Origin of the sequence: Cupriavidus sp. 2TAF22, from assembly GCF_052115045.1 — a bacterium.
Taxonomy (GTDB): Bacteria; Pseudomonadota; Gammaproteobacteria; order Burkholderiales; family Burkholderiaceae; genus Cupriavidus.
The window spans coordinates 41,840-66,559 of record NZ_JBFRFX010000011.1; the positions used below are offsets into that span (position 1 = coordinate 41,840).

General features: G+C 68.0%; 24 protein-coding genes. 12 read left to right on the forward strand and 12 right to left on the reverse strand.

The features are described from left to right. Positions 1–306: 306 nt before the first annotated feature. Positions 307–1,080, forward strand: coding sequence for a TraB/GumN family protein (locus AB4Z48_RS14935; protein WP_441615185.1), 774 nt, complete (start codon positions 307–309; stop codon positions 1,078–1,080). A gap of 11 nt (positions 1,081–1,091) precedes the next feature. Here the strand turns inward: AB4Z48_RS14935 and AB4Z48_RS14940 are convergent, their stop codons facing one another. Together AB4Z48_RS14940 and AB4Z48_RS14945 are read right to left on the reverse strand one after the other, a co-directional pair. Continuing rightward, on the reverse strand, positions 1,092–1,988 hold the full coding sequence (locus tag AB4Z48_RS14940; RefSeq protein ID WP_441615187.1) for an arylamine N-acetyltransferase family protein: 897 nt from the start codon (positions 1,986–1,988) through the stop codon (positions 1,092–1,094). Positions 1,989–2,025: 37 nt separating this feature from the next. Continuing rightward, positions 2,026–2,736: a Crp/Fnr family transcriptional regulator gene (locus tag AB4Z48_RS14945; protein ID WP_441615420.1), complete on the reverse strand. Its 711-nt coding sequence runs from the start codon at positions 2,734–2,736 to the stop codon at positions 2,026–2,028. A 155-nt stretch (positions 2,737–2,891) separates the two neighbouring features. On the opposite strand from AB4Z48_RS14945, the gene AB4Z48_RS14950 reads away from it, so the two are divergent. Beyond that, the gene (locus AB4Z48_RS14950; protein WP_441615189.1) at positions 2,892–3,389 is read left to right on the forward strand and encodes an Mpo1 family 2-hydroxy fatty acid dioxygenase; all 498 of its coding nucleotides are present in this window, start codon (positions 2,892–2,894) and stop codon (positions 3,387–3,389) included. A gap of 26 nt (positions 3,390–3,415) precedes the next feature. Here the strand turns inward: AB4Z48_RS14950 and AB4Z48_RS14955 are convergent, their stop codons facing one another. Next, positions 3,416–4,315, reverse strand: coding sequence for a LysR substrate-binding domain-containing protein (locus tag AB4Z48_RS14955; RefSeq protein WP_441615191.1), 900 nt, complete (start codon positions 4,313–4,315; stop codon positions 3,416–3,418). A gap of 133 nt (positions 4,316–4,448) precedes the next feature. Here AB4Z48_RS14955 and AB4Z48_RS14960 point away from each other — a divergent pair, with 133 nt between their 5' ends. Continuing rightward, positions 4,449–5,468 (forward strand): DUF1338 domain-containing protein, encoded by a 1,020-nt coding sequence (locus AB4Z48_RS14960; protein WP_441615193.1) that lies wholly within the window; start codon positions 4,449–4,451, stop codon positions 5,466–5,468. Between the two features lie 18 nt (positions 5,469–5,486). On the opposite strand, the gene AB4Z48_RS14965 is transcribed toward AB4Z48_RS14960, so the two are convergent. Genes AB4Z48_RS14965 through AB4Z48_RS14975 form a run of 3 tightly spaced genes read right to left on the reverse strand, consistent with a single transcriptional unit; the run spans position 5,487 to position 7,812 of the window. Then, positions 5,487–6,740 carry an ATP-binding protein gene (locus AB4Z48_RS14965; RefSeq protein ID WP_441615194.1) on the reverse strand — a complete coding sequence of 418 codons (1,254 nt, stop codon included), beginning with the start codon at positions 6,738–6,740 and terminating at the stop codon, positions 5,487–5,489. Positions 6,741–6,743: 3 nt separating this feature from the next. Then, positions 6,744–7,421, reverse strand: a complete 678-nt coding sequence (locus tag AB4Z48_RS14970) for a response regulator transcription factor (RefSeq protein WP_441615196.1) — start codon at positions 7,419–7,421, stop codon at positions 6,744–6,746. Between the two features lie 49 nt (positions 7,422–7,470). Further along, positions 7,471–7,812, reverse strand: coding sequence for a PepSY domain-containing protein (locus AB4Z48_RS14975; RefSeq protein ID WP_441615198.1), 342 nt, complete (start codon positions 7,810–7,812; stop codon positions 7,471–7,473). Between the two features lie 160 nt (positions 7,813–7,972). Here AB4Z48_RS14975 and AB4Z48_RS14980 point away from each other — a divergent pair, with 160 nt between their 5' ends. Then, positions 7,973–8,215, forward strand: coding sequence for a hypothetical protein (locus AB4Z48_RS14980; RefSeq protein ID WP_441615200.1), 243 nt, complete (start codon positions 7,973–7,975; stop codon positions 8,213–8,215). Positions 8,216–8,237: 22 nt separating this feature from the next. Here AB4Z48_RS14980 and AB4Z48_RS14985 read toward each other — a convergent pair whose 3' ends face one another. After that, positions 8,238–9,020 carry an IclR family transcriptional regulator gene (locus tag AB4Z48_RS14985; protein WP_441615202.1) on the reverse strand — a complete coding sequence of 261 codons (783 nt, stop codon included), beginning with the start codon at positions 9,018–9,020 and terminating at the stop codon, positions 8,238–8,240. A gap of 227 nt (positions 9,021–9,247) precedes the next feature. Between AB4Z48_RS14985 and AB4Z48_RS14990 the strand changes: the two genes are divergently transcribed. The 7 genes from AB4Z48_RS14990 to AB4Z48_RS15020 all read left to right on the forward strand — a co-directional run bounded on the left by AB4Z48_RS14990 (position 9,248) and on the right by AB4Z48_RS15020 (position 17,882). Continuing rightward, positions 9,248–10,630, forward strand: coding sequence for an MFS transporter (locus tag AB4Z48_RS14990; RefSeq protein ID WP_441615203.1), 1,383 nt, complete (start codon positions 9,248–9,250; stop codon positions 10,628–10,630). A gap of 24 nt (positions 10,631–10,654) precedes the next feature. After that, positions 10,655–11,107 carry a type II 3-dehydroquinate dehydratase gene (locus tag AB4Z48_RS14995; RefSeq protein WP_441615205.1) on the forward strand — a complete coding sequence of 151 codons (453 nt, stop codon included), beginning with the start codon at positions 10,655–10,657 and terminating at the stop codon, positions 11,105–11,107. 339 nt (positions 11,108–11,446) lie between these two features. Continuing rightward, positions 11,447–12,409, forward strand: coding sequence for a cyclase family protein (locus AB4Z48_RS15000; protein ID WP_441615207.1), 963 nt, complete (start codon positions 11,447–11,449; stop codon positions 12,407–12,409). A 131-nt stretch (positions 12,410–12,540) separates the two neighbouring features. Further along, complete coding sequence (locus AB4Z48_RS15005; RefSeq protein ID WP_441615209.1) at positions 12,541–14,223, forward strand: AMP-binding protein; 1,683 nt, start codon at positions 12,541–12,543, stop codon at positions 14,221–14,223. Positions 14,224–14,599: 376 nt separating this feature from the next. Beyond that, on the forward strand, positions 14,600–15,061 hold the full coding sequence (locus AB4Z48_RS15010; protein ID WP_441615422.1) for an HU family DNA-binding protein: 462 nt from the start codon (positions 14,600–14,602) through the stop codon (positions 15,059–15,061). A 157-nt stretch (positions 15,062–15,218) separates the two neighbouring features. Beyond that, positions 15,219–16,166, forward strand: coding sequence for an alpha/beta hydrolase (locus AB4Z48_RS15015; RefSeq protein WP_441615211.1), 948 nt, complete (start codon positions 15,219–15,221; stop codon positions 16,164–16,166). Between the two features lie 126 nt (positions 16,167–16,292). Next, the gene (locus AB4Z48_RS15020; protein WP_441615213.1) at positions 16,293–17,882 is read left to right on the forward strand and encodes an FMN-binding glutamate synthase family protein; all 1,590 of its coding nucleotides are present in this window, start codon (positions 16,293–16,295) and stop codon (positions 17,880–17,882) included. Between the two features lie 27 nt (positions 17,883–17,909). Here AB4Z48_RS15020 and AB4Z48_RS15025 read toward each other — a convergent pair whose 3' ends face one another. From AB4Z48_RS15025 to AB4Z48_RS15040, 4 genes are all read right to left on the reverse strand, one after another. Beyond that, positions 17,910–18,836, reverse strand: coding sequence for a helix-turn-helix domain-containing protein (locus AB4Z48_RS15025; RefSeq protein ID WP_441615215.1), 927 nt, complete (start codon positions 18,834–18,836; stop codon positions 17,910–17,912). 89 nt (positions 18,837–18,925) lie between these two features. After that, positions 18,926–19,960, reverse strand: a complete 1,035-nt coding sequence (locus AB4Z48_RS15030) for a tripartite tricarboxylate transporter substrate binding protein (RefSeq protein ID WP_441615217.1) — start codon at positions 19,958–19,960, stop codon at positions 18,926–18,928. Continuing rightward, on the reverse strand, positions 19,900–20,967 hold the full coding sequence (locus AB4Z48_RS15035) for an NADPH:quinone oxidoreductase family protein (protein ID WP_441615424.1): 1,068 nt from the start codon (positions 20,965–20,967) through the stop codon (positions 19,900–19,902). The genes AB4Z48_RS15030 and AB4Z48_RS15035 overlap by 61 nt, the downstream gene beginning before the upstream one ends. Continuing rightward, a complete protein-coding gene (locus tag AB4Z48_RS15040; protein WP_441615219.1) occupies positions 20,967–22,220 on the reverse strand; it encodes a CaiB/BaiF CoA transferase family protein in 1,254 nt (417 codons plus the stop codon). Before AB4Z48_RS15040 ends, AB4Z48_RS15035 begins: the two co-directional genes overlap by 1 nt. A gap of 100 nt (positions 22,221–22,320) precedes the next feature. On the opposite strand from AB4Z48_RS15040, the gene AB4Z48_RS15045 reads away from it, so the two are divergent. Continuing rightward, positions 22,321–23,388 carry a LysR family transcriptional regulator gene (locus AB4Z48_RS15045; protein ID WP_441615221.1) on the forward strand — a complete coding sequence of 356 codons (1,068 nt, stop codon included), beginning with the start codon at positions 22,321–22,323 and terminating at the stop codon, positions 23,386–23,388. Here the strand turns inward: AB4Z48_RS15045 and kdgD are convergent. After that, positions 23,366–24,280, reverse strand: a complete 915-nt coding sequence (gene kdgD, locus AB4Z48_RS15050) for a 5-dehydro-4-deoxyglucarate dehydratase (protein ID WP_441615223.1) — start codon at positions 24,278–24,280, stop codon at positions 23,366–23,368. The genes AB4Z48_RS15045 and kdgD overlap by 23 nt on opposite strands. Positions 24,281–24,720 lie beyond the last annotated feature (440 nt).

Below are 24,720 nucleotides of genomic sequence, written 5' to 3' on the forward strand. Positions count from 1 at the left end.
TCTCCTGGTTTCCATGTCCTCGCCGAGCGGGACTGGATGTTTTGTAAAGGGTGCTATCGGATCAGGGAATGCGCGGCAGGCGCAACCGGCTTGCCGCCAGGCACTGCCCGATGTTACCGCCCGGTACATTATGGTTGGGCGCCACCGGCCAGTCCACACGCAAATCGGCCGCCGCCCTGGCTTATCAGTGTTTTTTCTTTTGGCAATTCATGCGGTGCATGACGGTGTTCTGCACTGCGGGAGAAGGTATGCTGGCGTCGCTGCGGCGGGCAAGTCAGCCCGTCCCGACATAGGGGTATACGCTTTATGCTTTGGCAGGTCAGGAACACCGGCGTCACGCTGCTCGGCGCCATCCACGTACTCGACGCGCCGCTATCGGCCCTGGACCCGGCCGCCGAGCAGGCCTATCGTTCGGCCGCGCGCGTGGTCTTCGAAGTGGCGATGGATCGCGCGCCGGATGCCGGTGCGGCCTATTTCCCGCCGGGGGACAGTCTCGGCCGGCACCTTGCGCCCGCCGTCCTCGAGCAGGTGCGAAGGCTGTGGGAGAGCTTCGGCCTGCCTGTCGCCGAGCTGGAGCGCCTGCGCCCGGTATTCGCGGCGATGCACCTGCAGTTCGCGCTGGCGGCGCGGCACGGTATCGTCGCGCAGCACGGCGTGGACCGCCACCTGTGGGCGCGCGCGCTGGCGGACGGGCTTGCCAGCGACGCGCTGGAGGATGCCAGCGACGCACTGCGCCTGCTGCAGGGCGTCCCGCTGGACGAACAGGTCGACATGCTTTCATGCTTCGCCGGACAGCCGGATCTGGCTGCCGCCGAGCCGGTCGACATGGTGCGCTGGTGGCGGCTGGGGCAGGCCGGGCCGTTCGCAACGCTGCTGGCGCAGCGCCGCGCGCAGTGGCCGGTCACGCTCGCTGCCCTCGTCGACGAACGCAACCGGCTGTGGATGCCAAAGATCCTGGCGCTGATCGCGGACCGTGAGCCGACCCTGGTGGTGGTCGGCGCCCTGCATCTGGTCGGCGAGACCGGCTTGCCGGCGCTGCTTGCGCACGCGGGATTCGATGTGCAGCCCTTGCGCGCCTGAGCGGTAGCCGCTCAGTCCGCGCGCTGCGCCTGCAGCAGCGCGGGCAGGATCGCCTTGAGCGCCTGCGCGTCGGCGTGTTCCAGCGCAAGGCCGAAGCGCTCGGCCAGCACCTCGATGATCTTGTCAGGCGAATCCAGCCGCTGCCGGTGGACGCTGCCATCCGTCGCGCGCACGGCGAATTCGTCGTTCAGCAGCGTCATCCGCGTATCGACCTGCGAGCGCGCCACGCACAGTGCCTGGCGGAAAAGGCTGTCCGGATGGGTCGAGGTGTACCAGTTGCGCGCTTCGTAATCGATGGCCTGCTGCGGCGACAGGTCGAAGCGGTAGATACGGAACCAGCCGTCCGCGCCGCGCACTTCCATGTCGTAGAGGTGGAAGGCGGCGCTGGCGGAATCGTCGACCAGATTCAGCCGGTAGGGGAATGCCGGATCGGCATCGCCGGCGGGCGGCAGGGGCAGCGCGCGATAGGGCGTGGGGCCACCGAATCCCGCATCCACGATATGGCTCAGGTGCGCGGCCTCCACGCGCAGCAGCATATGCGACTGCATGGTCGGCACGTCGTCCGGCACGTTCCAGCGCACGCGCGCCGCCAGCAGGGTGACGGCGTAGCCAAGGGCGCGCAGCGCCGCCGCCAGCAGGGTGTTGTGCTCGAAGCAGTAGCCGCCGCGGCGCCGCCCGACCAGCTTGTCGAAGACCGCGTCGACGCCGATCCGGACCGGGCGCTGCAGCAGCACGTCGATATTCTCGAAGGGGATGCGCGCCAGGTGTGCTGCGATCAGGCTGTCCAGTGCAGCGCGGTCGGCCGCCGCCGGCAGCGGGTGGCCGATGCGGTCGAGATAGGCTTGCAGGCGGGTCGCGTCCAGCGCATCTGGTGCGTCCGGCGTGTTCAGTGTGTCTGCTGCGGTCATGGTGACTCGATATGTTGGCGCCGGCCTCGGCCGCGCATCAGGACAATGCCAGCAGCGCCGGCACGTCGAGCAGCTCGATGTCGGCGTAATGCAGCCGCAGCATCCCGCGCGCCTCCAGCTCGCGCAACGCGTGGTTGACGGTCTGGCGCGACAGTCCGAGCATCTGGCCGAGCTGTTCCTGCGGAATGTGGACGGAGCGGCGCTCTACCCCGGGCAGGTCGCCGTAGGCCTGCGCCATCGCCACCAGCCGGCGCGCGGTGCGCGCCAGCGGCGGCAATACCTGGGTTTCTTCCACGTAATGAAAGGCCTCGCGCGTCTTGGCCGCCAGCAGCTTGCCGAACTCGCGCCACCATTGCGGATGCTGCGCCAGCATGGCGTAGAGCTTGTCGCGCTGCAGGTGCAGCACGGTGGCGGCGCTCGTGGCATGCGCATCATGGGTGCGCGCCAGGCCGTCGAACAGGCAGATCTCGCCGAACCAGGCGCCGGGTTCCAGCAGGCCGAGCAGGGCCGCCTTGCCCGCGGCGCTGTGGGCGTCGATCTGCAGCGTGCCGGAAAGCACGACGAAGATGCCGTCGAAGGCGTCGCCGCGCACGAACAACAGCTGTCCGGCGGACAGCCTGCGGGTGACGGCGTCGCGCAGCAAGGCTTCCTGCATGGCCGGCGGCAGGCCCGCGAACCAGCTTCCCGCGCGCAGCACGTGCAGCGGCTCGGGTGCCGGCGCCTGCTGCGTACGTTGCGTTACGCCCATCATCGTCTCCTGTGTCGTCTTATGCGTGCTGCCGCTCCCAGTCGGTACGGGAGTGTCAAAAACCCGACAGACCGGCGTTTTGCTGCCCGATACCATACCGCCACATCGAGCCGCGTCACAAGCAGCGGCAGCCCCCACGCCGGCAGGAGACCCCCGTGAAAACACTGATCGACCACCTCGCGGCGTACGCGGCGTATCACCGCGACCCGCGCAATGTATTCACGCATTTTATCGGTATTCCCATGATCGTCCTGGCGGTCACCACCTTGCTGGCGCGCCCCGCCATGCCGCTGGGCGACGGCGCGGGCTACCTGACGCCGGCGATGGTGGTGTACGCGCTGTCGTGCCTGTTCTATCTGCGCCTGTCGGCCGGCTTCGGCGTGGCGATGACGCTGATCCTGGCGGGCTTCGTCTATGTCGGCGGCCTGCTGGCGGCGCTGTCCACCGGCGCCTGGCTGGCCTGGGGCGTCGGCTTGTTCGTGGTGGGCTGGGTGATCCAGTTCATCGGCCACTATTACGAAGGGCGCAAGCCCGCCTTCGTCGACGACCTGGCCGGCCTGCTGGTGGGGCCGCTCTTCCTGGTTGCCGAGGTGGCCTTTGCCATGGGCCTGGCGCGCGATACGCGCGAGGCGGTCAGCGCCCATGCGCACTGAGGCTGGGCCGACGTGCCCGTAGCTGCCTAGACGGCTTGCGCCAGCAGCCAGTCGCGCAATTGCAGGACCTTGTCGTCGGGCGCCAGCCCGCGCCGGTGCGCAAGGTAATAGGCCTTGCGGCTGTCGGCTTCCGCCGGCAGCGTGGCCAGCGGTACCACCAGGCGCCCCTGAGCCAGTTCTTCTGCAATCAGGATGCGCGGTATCAGGGCCACGCCGACCCCGGCCGCCGCCGCCTGCGCCAGCATGGTGTAGAGGTCATAGCGTGGGCCGCGCATGGCCTGCGCCGGCAAGGCCGCGCCCGCCGCTGCCAGCCAGTCGTCCCACGCGCGCAGGCGGGTGGTCAGGTGCAGTAGCGGCAGCTCCAGCATCTGCGCCAGCTCCAGCCGCTTGCGACGCCCCAGCAGCGCCGGGCTGCACACCGGCACCGAAGGGCCTTCCTGCAGGATGCGCTCGCCTTCGGTGCCAGGCCACAATCCCTCGCCGTAGTAGATCGCCGCATCGAAGGCGGTATCGCTGAGTTCGAACGCCTCGGTGCGCGCCGACAGGTGCAGCGTGAGGTCGGGGAGCGCGCGCGCCAGTTGCGGCAGGCGCGGGATCAGCCACTGGCTGGCGAAGGTGGGCCCGATCGCCAGCTCGATGGCGCGCCCGCGCGGGCGCTGCGCCATCACATCCAGCGTGACCTGCTCGATCTGGTCCAGCCGCTCGCGCACTTCCTCGGCGTAGGTGCCGCCGGCCGGCGTCAGCACGATGCGCTTGCGGATGCGGTGGAACAGCGGCACGCCAAGGCGCGCTTCCAGCCCGGCGATCTGCCGGCACACGGCGCTTTCGGTCACCGCGAGCTCGTCGGCTGCGCGCGTGAAGCTGCCCAGCCGTGCCGCGGCCTCGAACATCTGCAGTGCGGTGAGACTGGGAATGCCTTTGCGCATAGTGCGTTTTTGGAAGGAAGTTGGTGCGAAGTTATCAATTGTACGAAGTCCGGCGCGGTCTCACAATAAGCCCGCCGGGAAGCTACGTGCTCCCTCCATCCCCCGAAAACAAACGATTTCCAGCGTATCGACCATGACCAAGCCGAATCTGCAACGACTTCTCGAGACCATCTGCGGTGAAGCACAGGCAGCCGAGTTACTGCAATTGATGAATGTTTCGCCGGAGTTGCTGACGGCAGGCAGCGATACCGCCAGCCGCGCCGAAGTGGCGCAGGCCCTCAATATGGTGCTGTTCGCCGATATCCTGGAGCGCGTGCCGACCGGCATGGCCTATACCCGCGACGTGATCAAGGCCGGTGGCCAGGTGGTGTTCGACCACGGCGCGCTGCGCACGGTGAAATGGGATTGCGGCCGCCTGCCGGGCGGCGAGATTGCCTTTACCCGCATCCTGGGCCCGCTGGGCTACCGTCTCAACGGCACTTATCCGCTGGACCRTATCGGCATGACCGGCCGTTCCTACGCGCACGCCGACCTGCCGGACGATATCGCCCAGTACTTCCTCAGCGAACTGCACCCGGAGCGTTTCAGCGCAGGGTTCCAGGCTGCCGTGTCGCGCGTGGTATCCGATTCCGCCGACCCGCTCGGCGAGGACGCCGTGGTGCAGCTCGCCGTGCTCGAGCGCGACGCCTGCCTGCCGCTGGCCGACGCCGCGCGCCTGGTGCCGCAGCTTGCGGCGTGCTTCGCGCGCCACCACGCCGAACCTGCGCTGGCCGACTACGAGCTGCTGCTCAAGGAATCGGCCGAGATGGCCTGGATTTCCACCGAGGGCAACGCCTTTAACCACGCCACCGACCGCGTGGCCGACGTGCGCGCCGTGGCCGATACGCAGCGCGAGCTGGGTCGTCCCATCAAGGATGCGGTGGAGGTCTCGCGCTCGGGCCGCGTGCTGCAGACCGCGTTCAAGGCTGACCCGGTGGAGCGCGGCTTCGTCGGCGCGGACGGCGTGCGGGTCGGGCGCACCGTGCCGGGCTCGTTCTACGAGTTCATCACGCGCGATGTCGTGCCCGCCACGGCAAGCGCCGCGGCCACGCTGGACCTGTCCTTCGATGCCGGCAACGCGCAGGGCATCTTCAAGATGACCGCGGCCTGCTGAGCCCGGTACGCGCCCGCCTCAGGCCTGGCCCGCCGGCAGCCTGAGGCGGGCCAGCAGGCCGCCCAGTTCGCTGCGGCCCAGTTCCAGCCCGCCTTCGTAGAGGGCGGCCATCTCGCTGACGATGGCCAGCCCCAGGCCGCTGCCCGCGGCGGCTTCGTCCAGTCGGCCAAAGCGGGCCGTGGCCAGTTCGCGGGCTTGCTCCGGCATGCCGGGGCCATCGTCTTCCACCACCACGTCCAGCATGCCGGCGCGCTCCGCCAGCGTGACGCGCACGCGCGAGGTGGCCCACTGACAGGCGTTGTCGAGCAGGTTGCCGAGGATCTCGATCAGATCCTGGCGGTCGCCGGCGAAGTGCCCGCTGCCTTGTACTTCGATGGCAATCTCGCGCCCGGCGTGCAGGCGGGTCAGTGCGCGCGCCAGGTGACGGTCTACCTGGCGGCGCATGGCCTCGACCTGCGCGGCGGCGGCGCGGGCCGCCTCGCCGGGCAGCCGTCCGGCCTCGTTGGCCAGGATGGCCAGCGGCGTCTTGACGGCGTGGGCAAGGTCGGCGGCCTGGCGGCGCGAGCGCGCCAGCGCATCGGCGTTGCGCGCGAGCAGGGTGTTGATCTCGGTCACCAGCGGCACCACCTCGGATGGCCACGTGCCGCCCAGGCGGCTTTCGCGACGCGCCTGCATGGCGGCCAGCGCTTGCCGCAGGCGCGCCAGCGGGGCCAGGCCGAACTTCACCTGGGCCGCCACCGCCAGCAGCAAGCCGGCACCCAGCGCGGTCAGGGACCAGCCCAGCAGGCGGTTGAAGGCCTGGCGCGCGGCCCTCAGCTCAGTGCGGTCGAGTGCCACGGAGAGCGTCACGGGCGTGTCGGCCGAAGCCAGCACGATGGGGCGTGACACCACCAGCAGCGATTGTCCGTTTGGCCCGGGGCGGATCTCGGCGTGGCTGCCCGCCACCCGGTTGCCCACCGTGGCCGGCATTTCCGCATCCCACAGCGAGCGCGAACGCAAGGTGGCGCGGCCGGACTGCGCCTGCCAGTAGGCGCCGGAGTAGGGCAATTCATAGCGTGGATCGGCCGGCGCGCGCGTCAGCGTGAGCTTGCCGTCGGCGCTCCAGTCCAGCGCGGCGGCCAGGCTGGTGAGCTGGTTGTCGAGCTGGCGCACATAGGTCTGGTTGACGTGGCGCGCGAACAGCGTGGAGAGCAGCCAGCCGGTGCCGCCGAGCGCGGCAACCAGCCAGATTGCCGCCACGGCGAGCAGCCGGATTGCCAGGGACTGGCGCATGGCTCAGTGCGCCGCGGGGGCGGGCGGCGGGCGCAGGCGGTAGCCCTGGCCGCGCACGGTTTCGATGACGTCCACGCCGAGCTTGCGCCGCAGGCGGCCGACGAAGACCTCGATGGTATTGCTGTCGCGGTCGAAATCCTGGGCGTAGATATGCTCGGTCAGCGCCGCCTTGCTGACGATGGCGCCCGGATGATGCATGAGGTAGTCCAGCACCTTGAACTCATGCGCCGTCAGCACCACCGCGGCACCGTCCACGGTGGCCACGCCCGTGCGCGCGTTCAGCCGCACCGGCCCGCAGGCCAGCTCCGGCGCGGGCATGCCATGGGCGCGGCGGATCAGGGCGCGGATGCGGGCCAGCAACTCCTCCATGCGAAAGGGTTTGGCGAGGTAGTCGTCGGCGCCTGCGTCGATGCCTTCGACCTTGTCGGTCCAGCTGTCGCGCGCCGTCAGGATCAGCACCGGCACGTTGACCTGCGCAGCGCGCCAGCGGCGCAAGACGGACAAGCCGTCCAGCCCGGGCAGGCCGAGGTCCAGCACCACTGCGTCGTAGGGCTCCTGGGCGCCGAGGTGCCAGCCGTCGAGGCCGTCGGCGGCCGTATCCACGGCATAGCCGGCGCTGACCAGGCTGGCGTGGATCTGGGCGGTGAGCGTGGCTTCGTCTTCCACCAGAAGGATGCGCATGCGGGCTCAGGTGTTGTCAGGGGGTATGCGGGGTGTCTTCAGGGTGTCTTCAGGGCTTCTTGCGGGCCTGGTCGAGGTCGCGTCCCTTGGCCTTGAGCAGGGTCGCGGTGCTGGCGTCGTACTCGAGCTTGGCGACCGAGCCACCGGGCAGCAGCAACTTCACCTCGTACTGCCAGATACCGTCGTCGCGGTCGAGCTTGACGCCGATCACGTCGCCCGCGAACTGCGCGGAGACTGTCTCAAGTATGCGCGAGAGAGGCAGGATCTGGCCGGACTGCACCGCGGCGCGCGCGCGGTCGGCGTCATTGTCGGCACGCGCGGGCGGCACCGCGCCCAGCAGCGCGAGCGCGGCGAGCAACGGCAGCAGCGCGCGCGGAGCGCGGGCGAGCATGGGCTTGCGGGCGGGAAGGCGTGCGGGAGAGCGGGGGTTCATCGGGCGCAGTGTGCGGAGTCTTGCCTGAACGGAAGCTGAATGCCGTACTCAGGCTTGGTTCAGGGAGCGGCCGTCAGAATGAACCCATTCATCGTCACCGCATTCCAGGAGCCAGGCCATGCAAGGCATTCGCGTCACCCATGATAGCCCTTCCCGCCGCCGCGACGGCAGCACGCGCGCTGCGCTCCTGCTGGCCGGTGCGGTGCTGGCAGTCCTGCTCGGGGTGGTCGCGCCGTTCTGGGCGCAGGTGGATGCGCATGCGGTGCTGCACGAGTGGAAGCATCTGGACAGCGGGCTGTCGATGATCCTGCTTGGCGCGCTGGTGCTTGGGCCGGTGCTTGCCTTCGGGCTCGACGCGTAAGCGTAGCCGGCTCCGCCTGCGTTCAGCGCCCCCGGTTGAACAGCGGCGAAGTGTGGCTGGCCGCCGCGAGTTCGGCCGCCGCCGCAAGCAGCGCGGGCCCCAGGCTCGCCATGCGCTTCTCGTCGAGCCGGATCAGCGGGCCGGCAATACTGATCACGCCGATGGCGGGATGGCCGCGCCGCTGCACCGGCGCCGCCATCGCCGTCATGCCGGGCGCGAAGACTTCGTTGATGGTCGCGTAGCCGCGTTCGCGCGCGGCGTGGATGAAGGCGAGCAGGGCCTTGACCGTGGTCGGCGCATTCGGCCCGTATTCCCGGGGCTGTCCGTAGCCCTGCCGCGACACCAGTTCCAGCGCGCGCTCGTCGCTCATCGTGAGCATCCAGGCGTGCCCCGTCGCGCTGCAGGACAGGGTCGTGTCCATGCCCATGTCCGGGTCGTAGCGCAGGCCTTTGAGCGCGCCTTGTGCCTTGGCTACCCAGGTCAGCCGGTCGCCGTCGACGATCGCCAGCCGCACCAGTTCGCCCGAGGTCTCCGCCAGCCGGTCCAGGGTCGCCTGCGCCATGTCGACGATGCCGGCCGTGGCCAGGAAACCCAGGCCGAGGCCGACCAGCTTGGTCGTCAGTACGTAATCCCCGTGTTCGCGCAACTGGCGCACGTAGCCATAGGTCTTGAGGTCGGTCAGGAGGCGGTGGCAGGCGCTGCGCGGAATATCCAGTTCGTCCGCGATGGCGGCAAGTGGCGTGCCTTCCACCTGTGTCGCGAGATATTCCAGGATTCCCAGCGTTCGTTCCATCACGCCTGACATGGCGTTCTCCTTCCGTGGTGCGCGGCAGCGGCAGGCGGCCGCCTCAATCCACAATTACTTGCATCGTCATTTCATAATACAACAAGAGATTCCACTTTGGAATGCGGTTCCACAACTGCTGCTACGATGGTTTCACTGGGCCGGCCGGCATGGCGACGGGCCAAGGACACCCTGGTGAGAGCATGCGAGGCATTCGACCCGCAGCATGACGGATTGAAGGAGACAATATGATTGACGAGACCCAGCACCATTCACACGCGGCGATGCGCACGCGGGCAGTCACGGCCGCCACGATCGGCACCGCGCTGGAATGGTTCGATTTCACGCTGTACGGGGCGCTGGCGGCGACCATCCTGCCGAAGCTGTTCTTCCCGGCGATGGATCCGACTTCGGCGCTGCTCGCGTCGCTGGCCACGTTCGGCGTGGGCCTGGCGGCCCGGCCGCTCGGCGCCATCATCTGCGGGCATCTCGGCGACAAGCTCGGGCGCCGCAATCTCATGCTGGGCACGGTATCGATCATGGGGCTGTCATCGGTGCTCATGGGCCTGCTGCCGACCTATATGCAGATCGGCGTGTGGGCACCCGTGCTGCTGGTCGCGCTGCGCATCCTGCAGGGCTTCGCGCTCGGCGGCGAGTCCACCGGGGCGCAACTGATGGCGATCGAGCACGCCAGCCCGGACCGTCGCGGCAAGTACTCCGGCCTGCTGGGCCTGTGCTCGCCGCTGAGCCAGATCCTGGCCAACGGGGTGTTGCTGCTGCTGGCGTCGACCATGTCGGCCGATGGCTTCGAATCCTATGGCTGGCGCATTCCGTTCCTGCTGAGCTTCGTGCTGGTGGTGGTGGGCGTCTATATCCGCCTCAAGGTCAGCGAAACGCCGGCGTTCGTCGAATTGCGCAAGACGCAGGTGGCCGAAGCCGGCAATCCGCTGCGCGATGCCCTGCGTTTCCACTACAAGACCGTGATCCGCTGGATGCTGTTCTTCTGCGGCCCGGCGGCGATCTTCTACCTGATCGTGGTGTTCTCGCTGAGCTACATCACCAAGACGCTCGCAGTACCGAAACAGACTGGCTTCCTGTTGTTGATGGGCGCCAACGTCTGCGCCATCTTCGGCGCGATGGCGGGCGGCATGCTCAGCGACAAGATCGGGCGCAAGAAGGCGCTGGCCATCGGCTCGATTGCCACGCTGCTGATCCTGTTCGTGTATTTCGCGATCCTCGACACGAAGAGCTTCGTCCCGATGCTGGCGATCATGGGCCTCTTCCTCGGTTTCACGCAGTTCCAGAGCGGCATCCAGCCGGTTGCATTCGCCGAAGCCTTCCCTACCAATGTGCGCTACTCGGGCTCCGCGCTGGCCTATACCGGCGCCAACCTGATCGCCGGCGGCCCGATGCCGGTGGTAGCCGTGTGGCTGCTCGCGGTGTGCAATGGCTCTCCGTGGGGCGTGGTGGCCGTCTGCGCGGTGTTCAACCTGGTCTCACTGGCCATGATCCTGACCGCGCCGGAAACGCTCGGCATCGACATGAACCGTGTCGATCCCGCGGTCGACCCCGCCGCGAATATCGTCGGCCGCGAGCCTTTCGCRCAGCCCGGCATCAGCAAGACTCACTGAATTTCTAGCGTTCCGAACACCATCATGTCCAAACTCGTCTATGTATTGAACGGCTCGAACCTCAACATGCTGGGCAAGCGCGAGCCGCACCTGTATGGCACCACGACCCTCGCCGAAGTCCGGCAGCAGGTCGAGGCGCTGGCCGACTCGCTCGGACTCGCCTGCGAGTTCCGCCAGACCAACAGCGAAGCCACGCTGGTCGACTGGCTGCAGGAGGCGTTCGAGCGCGACGCCGGCGTGATCATCAACCCGGCCGGCTTCTCGTTCGCCTCGATCCCGGTGCTCGATGCCGTGCGGCTGATCCATCGGCCGGTGATCGAGCTGCACATCACCAATATCCACAAGCGGGAAGAAACGCACCGGCATTCGCTGATCTCGCGCGCGGCGACGGCCGTGATCTGCGGGCTGGGCGTGGATGGCTACCTGGTCGCCATGCAGGCCATGGCCACGGCGCTGCGCAAGTCCGCCAGCCAGTAAATTGGGGGCCGGCTGCGCCTACCTCGACCGGATGCGCCGCCGGCCCCGCGCTTGCGTGCGATCGCGCCAGGCGTTGCGTCCTTGCTTCGGGAACTGCGCCCTGAACTTCGGCGAGGTCCCGGGAGCGGACCACTCGCCTTAGGCAGTTTCCGAACGGGTTTCCATGTGTGGACAACGTCCCGTCCCGGGTCCTAAACTGAGCCAACAATAAAAAACGTACGACCGTTCTTATTTATTTGCCTGGCGCATGACCAACCATGCGCGAGCGGCATGGCCGGTGCGATGCGTTCATCTTCCGGGTCATTCTCTCTCGCAAGGTCATTCAGACAGGAGACAGGCATGGAATCAAAAAACGCCCCGCTGGTAGCCGAGTTGTTGCGCGATGCGCCGAAGAACTGGGGCAAATGGGGCCCCGATGACGAGGTGGGTTCGCTGAACTACCTCACGCGGGCCGAGGTGTTGCGCGGCGTGGCATCGGTGCGCTCGGGCAAGACCTTCACCTTGCAGATCCAGATGGGCAATCCCGCCGGCGATCCGGTCTGGCCGGGGCGTTCGCAGGCGCGCCGCCTCAACGTGATGGACAAGGGCCACTATCTGTGCGGCAAGGGCCCGAAGTTTCCCGGCGAGGCCGAGTACGCCGACGACATGATGATCATGTACCTGCAGGGCTCCACCCAGTACGACGCGCTGGGCCACGTCTGGTACGGCGACCAGTTGTGGAACGGATTCGATGCCAGGTCCACCATCGGCGGACTGGAAAAAGCCAGCGTGCTGCCCATCGCCGAGCGCGGGGTGGTGGGGCGCGGCGTCCTGATCGACATGGCGCGCCATCGCGGCAAGGCGGTGCTGGACCCGGGCGAGACCTTTACCCACCATGACCTGCTGGCTGCCGCCGAAACCCAGGGCGTGCGCATCGAGAAGCACGACATCCTGGTGGTCCGCACCGGCTGGATCGGCTCGTTCTACAAGCGCGACCAGGCCGAGTTCTACCGCAATTTCGTCGAACCGGGCCTGACCTATAGCCCCGAACTGGTCGAATGGTTCCATCGCATGGAGATCCCCAATCTGGTCACCGACACGATCGCCAACGAGGTCACGGTGGATCCGGAATCGGGCGTGGTCCTGCCGCTGCATAATGCGCTGATGCGCAACCTCGGCGTGACGCTGACCGAGATCGCGCAGCTCGACCCGCTGGCTGACGACTGCGCGGAAGACAAGCAATGGACCTTCCTCTACACGGCGGCACCTCTCAAGGTGGTCAACGGTAGCGGCGCGCCGGTCAATCCGGTGGTGATCAAGTAAGGAAGCTTGCCGCCGACGCCGGCCGTGCGCCGGCCTGCGTTCCTCCCGCAACCGCCGTCAATGGCTGCCGGATGCCGTCCGCGCTGCATCCGGCATTGGGCATCCGGCAGCCGTGCCAATCGAGGTACCTCATGACCCCTTACGAAGCCAAGCCCTGGTTGTCGAGCTACAACCCGGGACAGCCGCACGCCATCACCCCGCAGTACACCGACGCGCTGTCGATCTTCCGCGACGCCGCGCGCCGCGCGCCCGCCAGCCCGGCGATCCATTATTTCGACGCCACGCTCAGCTATGGCGAGCTGGACGAACTCTCCGACGCGCTGGCGGTGGCGCTGTCTGCCCGCGGCTGCGCGCGCGGCGAACGGGTCGCGCTCTATCTGCAGAACGTGCCGCAGTTCGTCATCGGCCTGCTTGCCGCTTGGAAACTCGGCGCCATCGCCGTGCCGGTCAACCCCATGAACCGTGCGCGCGAACTGCGTCTGGTGCTGGCGGACTCTGGCGCCAGGGCGCTGATCTGCCACGAATCGCTCTACGCGGAGGTGGTGAAGCCACTGTTCGAGGCGGAAACGAACCGGCAGGGCGGGCAGGAAGCGCCGCTGGCGTTGCCCGCGGTCATCACTACCTCCGAACTGGATTTCCAGGCGCGCGATGATGCGCGCGTGTTCGCCGCGGCCCGGCGTCAGCCCGCCGCCGGCGTGCCCGACCTGCTCGCGCTGGCGCAGGCGCATCGCGGCCAGCGGCCGCCTCCGGCCGCATGCGGCCCGGACGACCTGGCCATGCTGGTCTACACCTCCGGCACCACCGGCGTGCCGAAGGGCGCGATGAACACGCATGCAAACGTGGCGTTCAATGCGCAGGTCTACCGCGACTGGATCGGCCTGCGCGAGGGTGGCCCCATCCTTGGCGTGGCGCCGCTGTTCCATATCACCGGGCTGGTCGRCCATATTGCAGCGGCGTTCATCTGCGCCGCGCCGCTGGTGCTGGCCTGCCGCTTCGAGCCCGGCGTGGTGCTGGAGGCCATCCGCGAGCGCCGCATCGAGTTCACCATCGGCTCGATCACGGTGTTCATCGCGCTGATGAACCACCCGGACGCTACCCGCGCGCACTTCGCCACCCTGACCAGGATCTACTCGGGCGGCGCGCCGATCCCGCCGAGCGTGGTGGAGCAGTTCCGCGCCAGGTTCGGCCACTATATCCACAACGGCTACGGCCTGACCGAGACCAATTCGCCCACGCACGTGGTGCCACTCGGGCGCGAGGCGCCGGTCGACCCGGCTTCGGGCACCCTGGCGATCGGCGTGCCGGCCTTCAATGTCGACGCCTTTATCGGCGACGATGCGGGCCAGCCGGTGCCGGTGGGCGAGGTCGGCGAGATCATTTCGCGCGGGCCGATGATCGTGCCGGGCTACTGGAACAAGCCGGAGGAGACGGCACGCGCGATGGCGGGCGGCTATTTCCATACCGGCGACGTCGGCTTCATGGACGCGCAGGGCTGGTTCTACCTGGTCGACCGCAAGAAGGACATGATCGTTGCCGCTGGCTACAAGGTCTGGCCGCGCGAAGTGGAGGACGTCCTCTATACGCATCCGGCGGTGCGCGAGGCGGCGGTGGTCGGCGTGCCGGATGCCTACCGCGGCGAAACCGTCAAGGCCGTGGTCAGCCTGAAGCCGGGGGCCAGCGCTACGCCGGAGGCCTTGCTGGCCTGGTGCAAGGAACGCATGGCGGCGTACAAATACCCGCGCGTGGTGGAGATCATCGACGAGTTGCCGAAGACCGTGACCGGCAAGATCCTGCGGCGCGAGCTGCGCGGATAGGGCCGGTGCGCGCGCCGGGAAGCCTCGCCATTCCCGGCGCGCGCGCGGATTTTTCCGCCGATGGCGCAGCGAATGCGCGTGCGTGCGCGGTCTTCCCGCTCGCCGATTTCGTGTTTTTCCCTTGTTTTCAGGGGTCAATTCGATGCGTGGTGGTGCTTGCGCGCGACACAAGCGCTGGACGCCGGAGCAAAAACCCCCAAAAAACCCGGGGAAAACCCCGCTTTTTGCATCGGCATGTACGAAAACCCCTTGACGTGCGCTTGTTTCCGCTATGATTCAGTCGTTGCCGCGCGCCGATGACGCCCGACCAAGAGCCGGGCGAAATCGGATGCCACATCCCGCGCGGCACGATTTTGTTCAACTCATCTCTATCGATATGGCGACCAAAGCGAACCCGACCGCGAAGACTGCAACCAAGACCGCTGCCAAGAAGGCACCGGCAACCAAGGCACCCGTGAAGGCTGCCGCCAAGAAGGCCGCGCCGGCCAAGAAGGCTACCGCTGCTGCTGCGCCGACCGCGCGCCCGCTGAAGGACACCTTCAACAAGTCGAGCCTGGTCGCTCACCTGGTAGCACAGACCGAGCTGGATGCCAAAGCCGTGAAGACGGTCCTGGCCCATCTGGAAAACACCATCGTCAGCGCGCTGCACAAGAAGGGCGCCGGCGAGTTCACGCTGCCCGGCCTGATGAAGGTCACGGCGCAGCAAGTGCCGGCCAAGAAGAAGCGCTTCGGCAAGGACCCGTTCTCCGGTGAAGAGCGTTGGTTCCCGGCCAAGCCGGCGAGCGTCAAGGTCAAGGTACGCCCGCTGAAGAAGCTGAAGGACGCAGCCGCCGCCTGACCGGTGACTGTTTCGAGCTTGCACAGAGCTTGAATCCAGCTTGAAGAAGGAGCCGCCCGCCGGCTCCTTTTTTGTATCCGCCGCAGTCGTTCCCCAGTATCTTGCCGTCCCCGGCCAGCCGCCAGGCAGGCCGGCACCGCCTTTCCGGGAGATCGTCATGCCCAGCATCCAGTGCCGCCTGTGGCGGCTCGCACTGCGCCTGGTCCGGCGCAAGCACCGTTTTTCCAGCGCGCAGGCGCTGCACGAGGAAATTCGCAGACGCCGCAAGGCCGGTCGCGCCGAGCCTTCTGCCAGGCTGCTGGCCCGCCATGAAGTCAGCTCGGAAGCGATTGCGGGCGTGGATTTCGAGGTCTACACCGTGCGGCCGCGCGGCGCCGGCAGCGGTCGCCGCATCCTCTACCTGCACGGCGGCGGCTACGTGTTCGACATCGTCAGCCAGCACTGGGAGTTCGTCGGCAAGCTGGTCGACGAACTCGGCGCCACCGTGATCGTGCCGATCTACCCCCTGGCGCCGGAGCATACGCACCGTGAGGTCTTTGCGGGCCTGATGCCGCTCTACGAGCGACTCGTGCACGGCCACGATCCCGCCGGCCTTACCGTGATGGGCGACTCCGCCGGCGGCGGCATGGCGCTCGCGCTGGCGCAGCTGGCGCGCGACGCCGGCCTGGCGCTGCCGGGCCGGCTGGTGCTGCTGTCACCGTTTCTCGACGCCGGCGGCAGCAATCCCGGCATCGACGCGATCGAGCCGCTGGACCTGATGCTGTCGCGGCCAGGCGGCATCGAATGCGGCCGCGTCTACGCCGGAGACGATCCCGTCACGCTGGCGCAGGTCAGTCCCATCAACGGCAGCCTGCAGGGTTTGCCGCCGACCACGCTGTTCATCGGCACCCACGACATCCTGTTGCCGGACTGCCGCCTCTTTCGCGAGCTGGCACGGCAGCAGGGTCTGCCGCTGCGCTATTTCGAATACGAGGGCATGTTCCACGTATGGATGCTGCTGCCGATGCCAGAGGCCGACGCGGCCTTCGCGCAGATCCTGGCCGCGGTCGAAGCGGGCGATCCCCGGCATGCGCGCGACACCGTGCGATCGCAGGAGATGGTGTAAGGGCGCGTACGGGGGCCAGGTCGCGGCCGGCCCCCGTACCTTGCCGGTGCAACCGGCGCCAAGCCGATTCGGCGAAGAACGGCGATAATCGCGGGTTGCCGGCCTGGCCGGCCCCAAGGAGCATCCATGTTTTCTCGTCGTTACGGCGCGGTCTGGCTATCCGCGCTGGTCTTGCTCGCGCTTGCCACCTTCGCTGCCGTGCACCGCATCTCGCCTGCCTGGGTTGCCGCACCGGTTGCACTGCTGTTGATCGGGTTGCACGATATCGGCCAGTCGCGCCACTCCATCCTGCGCAACTACCCGATCTGGGGCCACCTGCGTTTCTTCTTCGAATTCATCCGCCCGGAAATCCGCCAGTACTTCATCGAGGACGACACGCACGAAATGCCGTTCTCGCGCCAGCAGCGCAGCCTGGTCTACCAGCGCGCCAAGAACGAGGTGGATAGCCGCCCCTTCGGCACCGAGATCGATGTGCGCGTGGCCGGGCATGAATGGATCAGCCACTCGCTCGCGCCCACCCGCATCCCTTCCGCGGACTTCCGCATCACCGTGGGCGAAGGCCGGGCTCAGCCGTATTCGTTGTCGGTGTTCAACGTTTCGGCCATGAGCTTCGGCGCGCTGTCTGGCAACGCCATCCGCTCGCTCAACCGCGGCGCGAAGATCGGCGGCTTCATCCACGACACCGGCGAAGGTTCGATCTCGCCCTATCACCGCGCCGAGGGCGGCGACCTGATCTGGGAGGTGGCGTCCGGCTACTTCGGCTGCCGCCGCGCCGACGGGGGCTTCGATCCCGACAAGTTCGCCGAGCAGGCCCGCTCGCCGCAGGTCAGGATGATCGAGGTCAAGCTCTCGCAGGGCGCCAAGCCCGGCCATGGCGGCGTGCTGCCGGCGGCCAAGGTGACGCCGGAGATCGCCGCCACGCGCGGCATCGCCATGGGCGAGGACTGCATCTCGCCGGCCACGCACAGCGAATTCTCCACGCCGCTGGGCCTGTTGCAGTTCGTCGACCGCCTGCGCAACCTGTCCGGCGGCAAGCCGACCGGCTTCAAGCTCTGCATCGGCCACCCATGGGAATTCTTCGGCATCGTCAAGGCCATGCTGGAATCCGGCATCCTGCCGGACTTCATCGTGGTGGACGGAGCCGAAGGCGGCACCGGCGCGGCGCCGCTGGAGTTCGTCGATCACATCGGCGTGCCGCTGCAGGAGGGTTTGCTGCTGGTCCACAACACGCTGGTCGGCGTGAACCTGCGCGACAAGATCCGCGTCGGTGCCAGCGGCAAGATCATCACCGCGTTCGACGTGGCCCGCACGCTCGCCACCGGTGCCGACTGGTGCAATTCCGCGCGTGGATTCATGTTCGCGCTGGGCTGCGTGCAGGCCCAGAAATGCCATACCGACCGCTGCCCGGTCGGCGTGGCCACGCAAGACCCGGTGCGTCAGCGCGCCATCGTGGTGCCGGACAAGGCCCAGCGCGTGGCCAATTTCCACCGTCAGACGCTGCACGCGCTGCAGGAACTGCTGCAGGCGGCGGGCCTGCAGCATCCGGGCGACCTCAAGCCGCACCATATCGTGCGCCGTATCTCGCCCAACGAAGTGCGGCTGATGTCCGAGCTGCTGAAGTTCCTCACGCCGGGCGATCTGCTCAACGGCAACTTCCGCTACCAGCTCTACGAGAAGTACTGGCCGCTGGCGCGTTCGGACAGTTTCTCGCTCTGATCCGGCGCCAGGCCACGCCGCTGGCGGCTAGCTGCCGCTCGCCTGCGGCGCCGGCAGCCGCGCGCGGCCGTGCTGCCGGAATGCCGTCGGCGTCTGCCCGACCTGCCGGGCGAAGAAGCGCGCGAAATACGCCGCATCGGAAAAACCCAGCGTGGAGGCGATCTGCTTGATGTCGAGATCGCTGTAGAGCAGGTCACGCTGTGCTTCCACCACCAGGCGCGAGTGAATCAATTGCAGTGCGCTGCGCCCGGCCAGTTGCTGGCAGATGYGGTTGAGCTGGGTAGGCGAGATGCCAAGCGTGGCGGCGTAGCCGGCGAGGTCCTGGTGCTGGCGGAAACGCGCTTCCACCAGTTGCTGGAATTGCTGGAAGTGGCGCGCGGTGCGGCCTGCAGGCTGCGCGCTGGCCTCGCCCGCTACGGAGATCCGGCGGGCGATACCGACCAGCAGCAGCGACAGCAGTGCCGACAGCGCGGCACCGCGCCACAGCGAGACCGTATTCATCTCCGCGCGAAACAGGCCAAGCGCCCCGGCCAGCACGGTGGCGTCGCTCGCATTCTCGCCGGGGCGTGCTTCGGCGGCTTCGAAGCTGGCGTGATAGGGCCGCTCGAACAGCGGCAGCGTGTCCGGCACGCCGGCCAGCAGGGTGTGGAGGTAATGGTCCGTCATGGTGATGACGATACCGTCCACGTCCGGGGTGAAGCGAAAGCCGTGCACGCAGCGCGGCGGCACGGTTACCACGGTGCGGTTCGCGAGCGGATATTCGCGGTCGTCGAGCAGTGCCCGGCCGCCGCCCTGGTGCACGTACAGCACCTGGAAAAAACGCTCGTGGCGGTGCGGCTTGATTTCCCAGTCATTGACGCCGCTGCGCTCGGGGATCGACTCGAAATGCAGCTGTTCCAGGAGCGGCTCGTTCGAGTTGACGCCGTAGAGAGAGTAGGTCGGGACGGTTTTCATGAGGCGGGGGCGGGCACCGGAGCTGCAATTGTCCCGCCCCGGGCAGGGGGCTGTCCATCCGCGCCGCGGATCAGGATCCCCGCCGGGCCTTACTGGTCTGCCCGGGCCCCCGACTTGCGCACGATCTCCGCCCACTTGTTGCCTTCGGCCACCGTATAGCGGGCAAATTCCGCGGGCGACGATCCCACCGGCTCGGCGCCCATGTCGGCGTACTGCCGTTGCACATCCGGCTGGCGCAAGGCCTGCGCCGCGTTCGCCGCCAGTTTTTCCACCACCGGGGCGGGCGTGCCGCGCGGCGCCCACAGGCCATACCACGTGCTGATATTGAAGCCCGGCAGGCCCGATTCGGCCACCGTGGGCACATCCGGCAGCGCGCGTGCGCGCTTGAGCGTGGTGACCGCCACCGCGCGCAGCTTGCCGGCCTTGATAAAGGGCATGGCGGACGGCATCGAATCGAACATCAACTGGATCTGTCCGCCCATCAGGTCGGTCAGCGCGGGCGAGCTGCCCTTGTACGGTACGTGCTGCATGGAGACATGGGCGGCGATCTTGAACGATTCGCCGGCCAGTTGCTGGGCCGAGGCATTGCCGGCTGAGCCGAAGTTGAGGCTGCCGTTGCGTGCCTTGGCATAGGCGATCAGGTCGCGCACGGTCTTGACCGGCGAGTCGTTGTTGACCACCAGCACCAGCGGTACGTCCGCCAGCTGCGTGACGGGCACGAAATCGCGGAAGGCGTCGTAGCGCATCTTGGCGTAGATGCTCGGGTTGATCACGTGCAGGGAGGCGTTGGCAAGCAGCGTATAGCCGTCCGGCGTGGCCTTGGCCACGCCCTCGGCGCCGATCATGCCGCTCGCGCCGGGCTTGTTGTCGACCACCACGGTCTGGCCCAGCGTGTCGCCCATCCTGACGGCGACCACGCGGGCCAGCAGGTCGGTGGGGCCGCCCGGGGGATAGGGCAGGACCATGCGGATCGGACGCTGTGGGTAGTCGTCGGCGGCGCGCGCGGGGGCCGCGCCGAGGGCGGCGACGGCCGTGGCGGCGCCCGCCAGCAGCGCTAGCCGGATCACGGCCCGGCGGGGCGCGTGGGGTTGGGAAGGCTGGGATGGCTCGATGCGGCTCTGCATGTTTCTGTCTCCTTGATTCTTATAGCGACTTTGCCAACGACCTGGCGGGCTTCGAGCGCGTGCAGCGCCTCGGCCAGCCCGGTCATCGGGAATACCTTCGATACGGTCGGGCGTATCTTTCCTGCACCGGCCCAGGCGTACAGCGTCTGCATCACCGCCTGCAAGGCGGGCGCGTGCTGCGCGCGTTCGTTGGCCGGCGTCCAGCCGATATAGCGGCCGACGAAAAAGCCGTGCAGGGTCAGGTTCTTGACCAGCATGAGGTTCAGCGGTGCCTGCGGGATGCGCCCGCTGGCGAAGCCGATGCTGAGCAGCCGCGCATTGGGCGCGGCCGCTCGCAGCGCCTGATCGAACAGATCGCCGCCCACCGGGTCGACCACCACGTCGGCGCCGCGTCCGCCCGTCACGCGCTTGACGGCCGCCGCCAGGTCTTCGGGGGCAAGCGCGTGCGCCGCACCGCGCCGCAGCGCTTCCTCGCGCTTGGCCTCGGTGCTGGCGCAGGCAATCACCTGCGCGCCGAGCTCGCGGGCGATCTCCACCGCCGCCAGGCCGACGCCGGCACCGGCGCCCAGTACCAGCACGGTTTCGCCGGGCTGCAGCGCGCAGCGCCATACCAGGCCGCAGTAGGCGGTGCCGTAGGACAGCGGGACCGGCAGCGCCTGCAGCGCGTCGACTTCATCTGGTATGGGGTAGACCGTGTATTCGGGCAGGCACACCTGTTCGGCAAAACAGCCCCAGTCGGCAATCGCCACCACGCGGTCGCCGGGGCGCAAGCGTGTCACGGCCGTGCCGCAGGCGACCACGCGGCCCACCGCCTCGGTGCCCGGCACGAAGGGCAGCGGCGGCCTGGTCTGGTAGCGCCCGGCCACCATCAGGCCGGTGGCGTGGCTGACGCTGGCATAGTCCACGGCCATCACCACCGCATGCGGGTCGATGGCCTCGGGTGCGGGAATGTCCGCCACGCGCACGTCTTCCGGCGCGCCGAACTGGTCGCAGAGCAGGGCGCGCATCATGCTTCGGTGCCCGTTGCCGGCGCCGCCTGCCGCACCACGCCGGCAGCCAGGTAGCGGTCGAGATGATCCTGGGTCACGCCCCATTCCCGCAGCACGGCCTCGGTGTGCTCGCCGATGCGAGGCGCGGCGCCGGCCAGCCGGCGCAGGCTCCTGGCGGGAATGCCGGCGAACGGCAGCATGCCGAGGCCCGGCTGGTCGATCTGCTGGAAGGTGCCCTGCTGCACTGCCTGCGGATGGTCCAGCACCTGCCGGTGGTCGCGCACCGGCGCGTGGAGGACATCGTGCGCCTGGAACACGCCGAGCCAGTGCGCCGTGCTTTCGCGGGCCAGGCAAGCCGCCACCGCGTCGCGCAGCCAGCCGGCATGGGCCATGCGACTGGCATTGTCGGCAAAGCGCGGGTCCGCCGCCCAGCCGGGCTGGCCGAGCGCCTGGCAGAGCCGGCCGAACTGCGCATTATTGAGGGCGAGCAGGGTGAGGTTGCCGTCGCGGGTGGAGAACACGCCGTTGGGCGCACTGACCGGACCGGCCGCCGCCGTGCCCTGGATGGCGTATTCGAGGATATTGTTGGCCTGCAAGGCACAGCAGGCGTCGAACAGGCTCAGTTCCACATGGGCGCCGGTGCCCGCCGTGCGGAAGCGCCGGCACAGGGCGGCGGCGCAGGCCTGCGCCGCGTAGAGGCCGGTAGCGGCATCGGCCAGCAGCATGCCGATGCGGCGCGGCGTACCGTCGGCAAGGCGGTTGGTGAACATCAGGCCGCTGTCGGCCTGCATGACCGAGTCCGAGGCGGGGTGCTCCGCATAGGGGCCATCGGCGCCGTAGCCGCTGATGGAGACGTAGACCAGCGCAGGATGGCGCGCGGCCAGCGCGGCATAGCCCACGCCCAGGCGCTCGGCCACCCGCGGCCGGAAGTTCTGCACCACCACGTCCGCCTGCAGGGCGAGGTCGAACAGCAAGGCCTTGCCGGCGTCGGTCGCGGCATCGATGCAGACGCCGCGCTTGCCGCCGTTGTAGGCCACCGACAGCGCGCTGTGGTCGCCGCGCACCACGCCGACATGCCGGCCCCAGTCGCCCGCGGGCGGATCGACCTTGATGACCTCGGCGCCCTGTTGCCACAGGATATGCGCGCAGTACGGCCCGGCAATGCCCTGGCTGATGTCGAGCACGCGCAGGCCGGCAAACGGCAGGTCGGCAAGCGCGGCCGAAGGCGGTGCGGAGGAGGGAGCGGTTTGCGTGAGTTGTGTCTGGGCCATCGTTATCGCGCCGGGAATCGTCAGGTGGCTGGGGATGGCTTATGCTAAGGCGTAGCTCCCGCCGTAACAATCCGCCAAACTGTGCCATCCGTGTTGATTCATGATTGACAATACTCTCGGGCAACTCGACCTGAACCTGATCCGGCTGTTTGTCACGCTGGTCGAATCGAAGACCCTCACGGCCGCCGCCGCGCGTGGCGGCATGACCCGCTCCAACGTTTCGCGGCGCCTCAAGGCGCTGGAGCAGCATATGGGCGCGCAACTGATGCGCCGCACTACCCGGCATGTCGAACTGACCGAGGCTGGCCGCCTGCTCTATGGCCACGGCGTGCGCATGCTGGACGAACTGCAGGCCGCGGGCGCCTCCATCGACAGCCTGGGCCAGAGCGTGCGGGGCGACGTGCGCATCCGCCTGCCAACGGGCCTGGGCCATCTCTATCTGGCGCAGGTGCTGCTGGACTTCGCGCGGCAGTTCCCGGCGATCTCGCTGCGGGTGCTGATCAATGACTACATCGGTGACCTGGTTTCCGCGGAAGTGGACGTGGCGCTCAAGATCACCTCGCAGCCCCCGGACGACCATGTGGCCCGCAGGATCTGCGCGGTGGGCTGGTGCCTGTGCGCGTCATCGGAGTTCCTCGCGCGGCACGGTCCGGCAGGCAGCGCCGAAGACCTGGCCCGCTGCGACCTGATCGCGCCCGCCTCCCTGGGCCGGCGCTTCGACCTCAAGCTGAAGATGGCCGGCACGCAGCTGATGCTGCGCGTCGCGCCGCGTATCCAGTCGGGCGACTATCCCTTCCTGGTCGAGACGGTAACGGGCGGGCTCGGCATCGCCTTGCTGCCGCGCTACGCCGTGTGGCGCCAGATCGCGCGCGGCGAGCTGGTCGAAGTGCTGCCGCAGTACGAACCCGAAGGCGTGGGCGACAGCATCTATATGCTGACCGCGCCCAATCGCTTTCCGACGCTGGCCACGCGCACGCTGATGGATTTCATCCGGGCACGGCTGGAGAGCCAGGCCGGCAACTGGGCTGGCGGGAAGGGGGAGACGGAAGAGGGGAGGGAAACGGGAGGAATTGCAATTGCCGGAACCCGGACAGGTTCCGACGAAGAGAGCCGGCGGACCGTGGACGGCCCGCCGGATGGTCCCTTTACTGCGGACCCAGCTTCTTGATCAGCGCGTCGAGCAGCGCGAGTTCCTGCTCGTCCAGGTCCGTCAGCGGCGCGCGCACCGGACCCGCATCATGCCCGACCAGCTTGGCGCCGGCCTTGACGATGCTCACGGCGTAGCCGGCGCGGCGGTTGCGGATATCCAGGTACGGCAGGAAGAACTCGTCGATCAGGCGGTTGGTGGTGGCGTGGTCGTCGGCTGCGACGGCGCGGTAGAAGTCCATCGCCGTCTTGGGGATGAAGTTGAACACCGCCGAGGAGTACACCGGCACGCCCAGCGCCTTGTAGGCGGCAGCATAGACTTCCGCGGTCGGCAGGCCACCCAGGTAGGACAGGCGGTCGCCCAGCTTGCGGCGGATGCGCACCATGTGCTCGATCTCGCCCACGCCGTCCTTGAAGCCGATCAGGTTGGGGCAGCGGTCGGCCAGGCGTTCCAGCATCTCCGCATTGATGCGCGAGTTGCCGCGGTTGTAGACGATCACGCCGATGCTGACCGACTTGCAGACTTCCTCGATATGGTTGGCAATGCCGTCCTGGCAGGCTTCGGTCAGGTAATGCGGCAGCAGCAGGATGCCCTTGGCACCCAGGCGCTGTGCTTCCTTGGCATAGGCGATAGCCATGCGGGTCGGGCCGCCCGCGCCCGCCAGGATGGGTACCTTGCCGGCGCAGGTCTCCACCGCGGTGCGGATCACATTGGAATAGTCGTCCGGGGTCAGCGAGAAGAATTCGCCGGTACCGCCCGCGGCGAACAACGCCGTGGCGCCGTAGGGAGCCAGCCATTCGAGGCGCTCGACATAGGTGTCGGGACGGAAGTTGCCTTGCGCGTCGAAGTCGGTCACGGGGAAGGAAAGCAGGCCTTCCGAGACGATCTGCTTGAGTTCTTGTGGTGTGGTCATGATGGCTGGTCCTGAGCGCCGCAAGGGCAAGGGTTAGGTCAGTTGGCTCCGAGTGCTTCCCGGCGGGTCGCACATCCTTGAGATATGTCATCGTACAACTGAGATTGGATTTGTGCAAGTGGATTTGTCACCTGGGACGTTCATTTGCAAAGATGAGGGCACGGGGACGGCGGCGGTCGCTAGTAGCTTGCGGCTGGGGGCGGGCAGTCGCACGGCAGGCCGGCAGTCCTGTGCAGGGCGGTGAAAGCTGGCTGAAAGCCTTGTGCGGTAAGGCTTCCCGGAAGCGTTCGAGTTCCGGGCCGCGCGCCTCGGCGCGGGCCAGGCCTTCGATCAGGCCTCCGATCCGCTAATCCAGCTTTCCTCGGGTAAACACTGAGCAGCATGGCTGAACCCCGTGCTTATAATTCCGGTCATACGATGACATATCACGAGGCCGGCAG